This window comes from Pseudomonas sp. PA15(2017), assembly GCF_001945395.1.
Taxonomy (GTDB): Bacteria; Pseudomonadota; Gammaproteobacteria; order Pseudomonadales; family Pseudomonadaceae; genus Aquipseudomonas.
Genome location: NZ_MSXV01000051.1, coordinates 59,872 through 64,712, shown reverse-complemented (window position 1 = coordinate 64,712; position 4,841 = coordinate 59,872). Strand labels below are relative to the sequence as shown.

General features: G+C 51.2%; 5 protein-coding genes. 1 reads left to right on the top strand and 4 read right to left on the bottom strand.

The window, feature by feature from the left end:
* A partial coding sequence (locus tag BVH03_RS17285) for a hemagglutinin repeat-containing protein (RefSeq protein ID WP_256574732.1) occupies positions 1-634 on the bottom strand: 634 nt, incomplete at its 3' end.
* Positions 635-817: 183 nt separating this feature from the next.
* Between BVH03_RS17285 and BVH03_RS17280 the strand changes: the two genes are divergently transcribed.
* Complete coding sequence (locus BVH03_RS17280) at positions 818-1,096, top strand: SymE family type I addiction module toxin (RefSeq protein WP_083640089.1); 279 nt, start codon at positions 818-820, stop codon at positions 1,094-1,096.
* A 119-nt stretch (positions 1,097-1,215) separates the two neighbouring features.
* On the opposite strand, the gene BVH03_RS17275 is transcribed toward BVH03_RS17280, so the two are convergent.
* From BVH03_RS17275 to BVH03_RS26925, 3 genes are all read right to left on the bottom strand, one after another.
* Complete coding sequence (locus tag BVH03_RS17275; RefSeq protein WP_075962325.1) at positions 1,216-1,425, bottom strand: hypothetical protein; 210 nt, start codon at positions 1,423-1,425, stop codon at positions 1,216-1,218.
* A gap of 350 nt (positions 1,426-1,775) precedes the next feature.
* Positions 1,776-2,279: a hypothetical protein gene (locus BVH03_RS26045; protein WP_143485988.1), complete on the bottom strand. Its 504-nt coding sequence runs from the start codon at positions 2,277-2,279 to the stop codon at positions 1,776-1,778.
* Positions 2,276-4,841 (bottom strand): polymorphic toxin-type HINT domain-containing protein (locus tag BVH03_RS26925; RefSeq protein WP_256574731.1); only part of this gene is annotated, 2,566 nt, incomplete at its 5' end. The genes BVH03_RS26045 and BVH03_RS26925, both read right to left, overlap by 4 nt.

Genomic DNA, 4,841 nt, shown 5'->3' with positions numbered 1-4,841 from the left:
CACTCAGCTGCGCACCGCTGATGGCGGTATCTCGGCCACTGGTGAAGTTCAGGCGATCGCCGGCATACAGATAGGCTTCCTGCTGGCGCTGACCTTCGCGTTCAAGATCGCCCTTGCCGACGTTGACGCTGACATACACACCGACGCCTTCGGAGCCGAAGGTAAAGCCAACTTCGCCGCCGCCGCTGCGGCGAGTGCTCTCACTTTCACTGGCATTTTGGGCAGCACTGATCTTAAGGTCGTTGCCGGCGTTGAGATCGATATCGCGCCCTGCTTGAACCTGCGTACCGATCAGGTTCAGGTCATTGCGGGCGTTGAGATTGACATCACGTTCGGCATTGAGCACCGCGGCACTGGCGGTTCCCTGGCTGCCCTCTTCACCGGCTACGCCACGGCTGCCGCCGATACCAACCTTGAAGCCACCGCTGGTGCCGCCGACGATCCCGCCTTTACCCTGGCTCTGCTGACTGTCATAGCTCTGCTCGCCCCGGGCGACATCGAGAACGATGTCCCGGCCACTGACATTGATGTCACGTCCAGACTGGAACTGAGCGCCACGTACCTGAACGTCATTACCTGCGTCCAGGTTGATGTCGTTACCCGCTTGCAACGTCGAAGCGCGATTTCCAACCACGGTCTGGCTGACGTTCTGGTGTTGGCTGGTACTGCCGAAGTGCGCATCGAACGTCGGCCCGGCCAGGAATTGGCTAATGGAGTCCGCAGCCTTGAAAAATCAATGACTCTGACCCCGTTGATTCCCTGCTCTTTAAGAGGTTTGCCAGTAAATCAATAGGGTCAGAGTCATTGATTTAGCTGCATGAACGAATCAATGACTCTGACCCCATCGATTCTCGGGCGTCGGTGTGCTTGGCGACTACCAAACTGCCGACTCATGCAGGCATCTTCAAGCTATCCGACTGATCTGTATGGATATTTTTGGGGATTCTTCAGAATCTGTCCCCTTTTCCCTGATAGGGTCATCCCCGGCATCAAGCTAAGCGGCTACTGGCTGCAACGGGCCGGGTTCGAGGTCAACGAGAAGATACGGATTCGGATTCGGGTCATGCAGGGATGTTTGGTGATTACGGCGGAGTGAAACAAATAGCCCCGGCAGTGCCGGGGCTATTTCTATTCAGGTGAACTCTATCTTGCATTCCGACAGGGCTACTCCTCAATCAACCCAAGCGCCTCACCCAAACTTTCCACGAACTCTGCCTACTCATCTGAATATTCCATTGCAATATTTTCAAACTGCGAACACAAAGATGATTTAGTTTCTGAGTCCGCCATTTGCAATGTCGAAGCCAATTGTTCAAGTGCTTGCACCGCAGCATCCGGATTTATTGCCTCCTCTCCCGAAAACTCAAGGAATACAGCAATCTCAGCAATAGCTTGCGCAATGTGCTTATTAATTTCCTGGCTCACGAATCACCCTCACTGAAATGTTTTTAATTCCAAGTTCATCAAACATTTTCTGAGCTCTGTTTGCCTGAGCTTGAGTAGGTACTTCCCAGCGCGCAGAAAAAAGGGGACAGATTTATTTATTCAGCCGTTGCCATAGACTAAAAATAAATCTGTCCCCTTTTCCGCTTGGACGAGTGGAGCCGCGAGCACTCAAACGAAGGCCAAAACCCTATGCACTACTGACCCGAGCGCGCCAAGTGGAACGCACGGAAATTCAGAAAAAGGGACATCCAAGAAGGGCTAAGTAAGTGCCATTCAAATCTGTCCCATTTTTTGTAATTCTGTGTCCGGGAATTGTTGATCACTACAAGTTAACCAAGCACTACCTTATTGAACTCATCCAATTGTGATGCGTTAACATCTTGGTATTCTTGCTCCAACCCAGAACCGCAAACAAAACCAATGCCCTCACTATAGGCAGCATACACCGAGCCGGAACCCTCAACTGAGGAAAAGACATCTAGAGAAGGACTACACAGCTCCGACCCACACCAAGAGATAAGTGCTCCATTTTCGATAAACCACCTTAGTGACCGCTCAACATATGACAACCATTTGAGATTATCGGGCCACATATCCATTTTCACCTCAGCAGAAAGGTTGCTCATGCCTTTGCCTTCCCACTTCCGAAATTTCACATCAGCACAACCTTGCCAGATAGTTTCAAACAAGGTTTTATTGTTAACAATCTCGTTACCCCCCCCCTCACGCCAATACCCATAGAATACTACCCCACCCACCTCGTCTTGATAAATCTCGCCACTAGCTTCATCTATAAATGACCAGTAAATACCAAGGCTTTCAATAGTTTTCATAATCCGAAGTTCTTCATTTGCTGAGCGGAAGGCTTAATTGCTGTTACGATATCTCCAGCCGCTATCTTTCCACGAGGCTCTTTCGCTACAAAAATCACAACATCACTTCCATTAACTTTCCCATAAAAACCTTTTACAGCTTGCCCGCCTTGGGTCATCACATGATCAAAAGTCTTTGTAGGGTTAGTCAGAATAGCCTGCCCAATTTCGTGAAATGCTTGCCGAGCGGCTTTGGATCCAGAATTCGCGGTGATTATACCTGCATCAATCAAGTGTCTGGCAGAGTGATCAACGCGACCAACATTGGAAAGCGCTGACTTTGCGGCATCATCGGAGAACCCTACAAATCCTTTTGGTCCGCCCTCCGGAGCAGCGGCATGAATCGAACAGCTCCCATTGTTACAACTGGCACATGGTCCAATATTGTGCACCCATGTCCCAAGCTTGCCAACGTAGAAGGTATGCCCAACGTCCACCGTCAGGTTGTAGGTCTGCCCCTGCGTCTGATACAGCGTGATGGATTCCACGGTGATGGAGCTACCATCACCCACGCCATCTCCTAAGGACTGCAAACGATCCCCGGGTTTCAGGTCGATAACTGGTACGAAGCCTTTGTGACGAGGCACATAGAAGGGGTGCCCAGGTGTAACCTCCAGGGCTTCTGAAGCGATAGCACCATCTACGGTGTCTTTCTTCAGTACCACCTTGTAGATGGGCTGATCCGTGCGAGTGTGAGTAGCAGTGACGGCAGCAGCGAACGGCTCTCCACCACCTTCGGGCTTGCTCCAAACAATATCACCAACTTTCAAAGACTCAATTGCGCGCTCGCCATCCGGGGTAGCAACCAAAGTGCCTGCTGCGAAGCAGCATGGTTTGTAACCCTCTTTCTGAGCCTGCGCTTGCGTGATGGTCTTAGTCGATGGGCTACTTTGCGATGAACCTCCGCTGATAACTTTACCTTCGGTTTTTCGCCCAAACCCACCAACGCTACCCATCGCAACATCTAATAGAAATTCAGAGCCAATGACGAAGGCGACACCATCATTAACTTCTTCACCAGCTGCATGCCGTTCTTTATTTTTCTGATGTTCTCGGGCCAAATCTTCCAACTGAGCCGGAAGTAGCTGATCAGCAATTTTTAGAGCGAGGTCACCTTTTACCTTTTCAATCTGATCACCAAATAGACTGGCGATTAATTGATTGCCGGCCAAGCCCACAGCCGCCTTTGCCGGCCCCATCAGGGCTTGTACCCCCAGCATCAGCAATTGCGCTTGTTCCAGTTCCAAACCCGACACATATTTTTTCAGCTTGTAAGATTGAAGCAGGAGCTTTTCGCCCGCAGTCAGCGGGACAGTATCATCTGAACGTGGAACTTTCTCACCGTATTCATTAACTACATTAGTCGACTGCGAGCCTAAACCAGTCGAAGGAGATCTACACCCACCGCTTGCCTGACATTTAGCTTGCTCATAATTAAATTCCCCATAAACCTGTGCAAACTTTGCTAGAACTATAAGATCGTTTTCGCCAAAATTATTAATGACGTCGGAGTTTAGTCCATTGCGCACCATATTCTTAGCAACTGCCAGGGCCTGCTCGTCTCCTAACTGCGCACGCAGTGCTGGGGAAACCTTATCCAGAGAAACTTGTTGTGCTTGTATTTCTCGCCAACTTTGCTGAGCAAACTTACCAACACCAGAAACTAAACCGACTGCGTCATCCAATGCATCTAGGCTTCTTTCAGGATATTCCTGAACATCCTTCTTCCATTGATTTAACGTCTCAATCGGACTCGCCACAGCCTCCACAGACGACTTGGTCACATACAGATCCGTACGTTCCTCATCGTCACGAGTGATCTCATAGGCGTTGCTCACATCACGATTGAGGCCCTCTGTGGAGTCCTGCCCAGTCTGTGCATCCCCGCGCACGACAATCTCGCCCTCGCCAACGGTAGCCCGCACGATCTGCTGGCGATCCTTCTCGTACTCGTAACCCTCGACGCTCCAGCCCGTCTTGCCCTTTTCGCCTTTACCCTCTTGGCTTTTGTCCTGCTGGGTGTCTTTTGCATCGTTCTTGCCGTACGAACCGCCGACATTCAGGTAATAACTGTGCTCCTTGTCGTGTCCCGCGATATCGCTGAAGCCCAGGGTGCCGGTATCCAATTTGAGGTTGCCAGTATTGGAGGCAATCAGTGCGCCATCGAGCTGCGTGTGCTCTTCAGTGCGAATGTCCAAGCGATCACGCGCAACGATACGGGTTTGATTTTCCACCCACTCGGTAGAGCCCGTGGTTTCGCCGTAGCCAACCGAAGCACTGAAACCGGCTCCGGGGCCGAATGTAGCGGTAGCGCTGACATCGAATTCCCGACCTTTGACTTTCCCCGTATCAGCGAGTGAGGTCACAGTCAGATCACGCCCTACGCGGCCGGTTATTTCGTCGCCACTCAGCTGCGCACCGCTGATGGCGGTATCTCGGCCACTGGTGAAGTTCAGGCGATCGCCGGCATACAGATAGGCTTCCTGCTGGCGCTGACCTTCGCGTTCAAGATCGCCCTTGCCT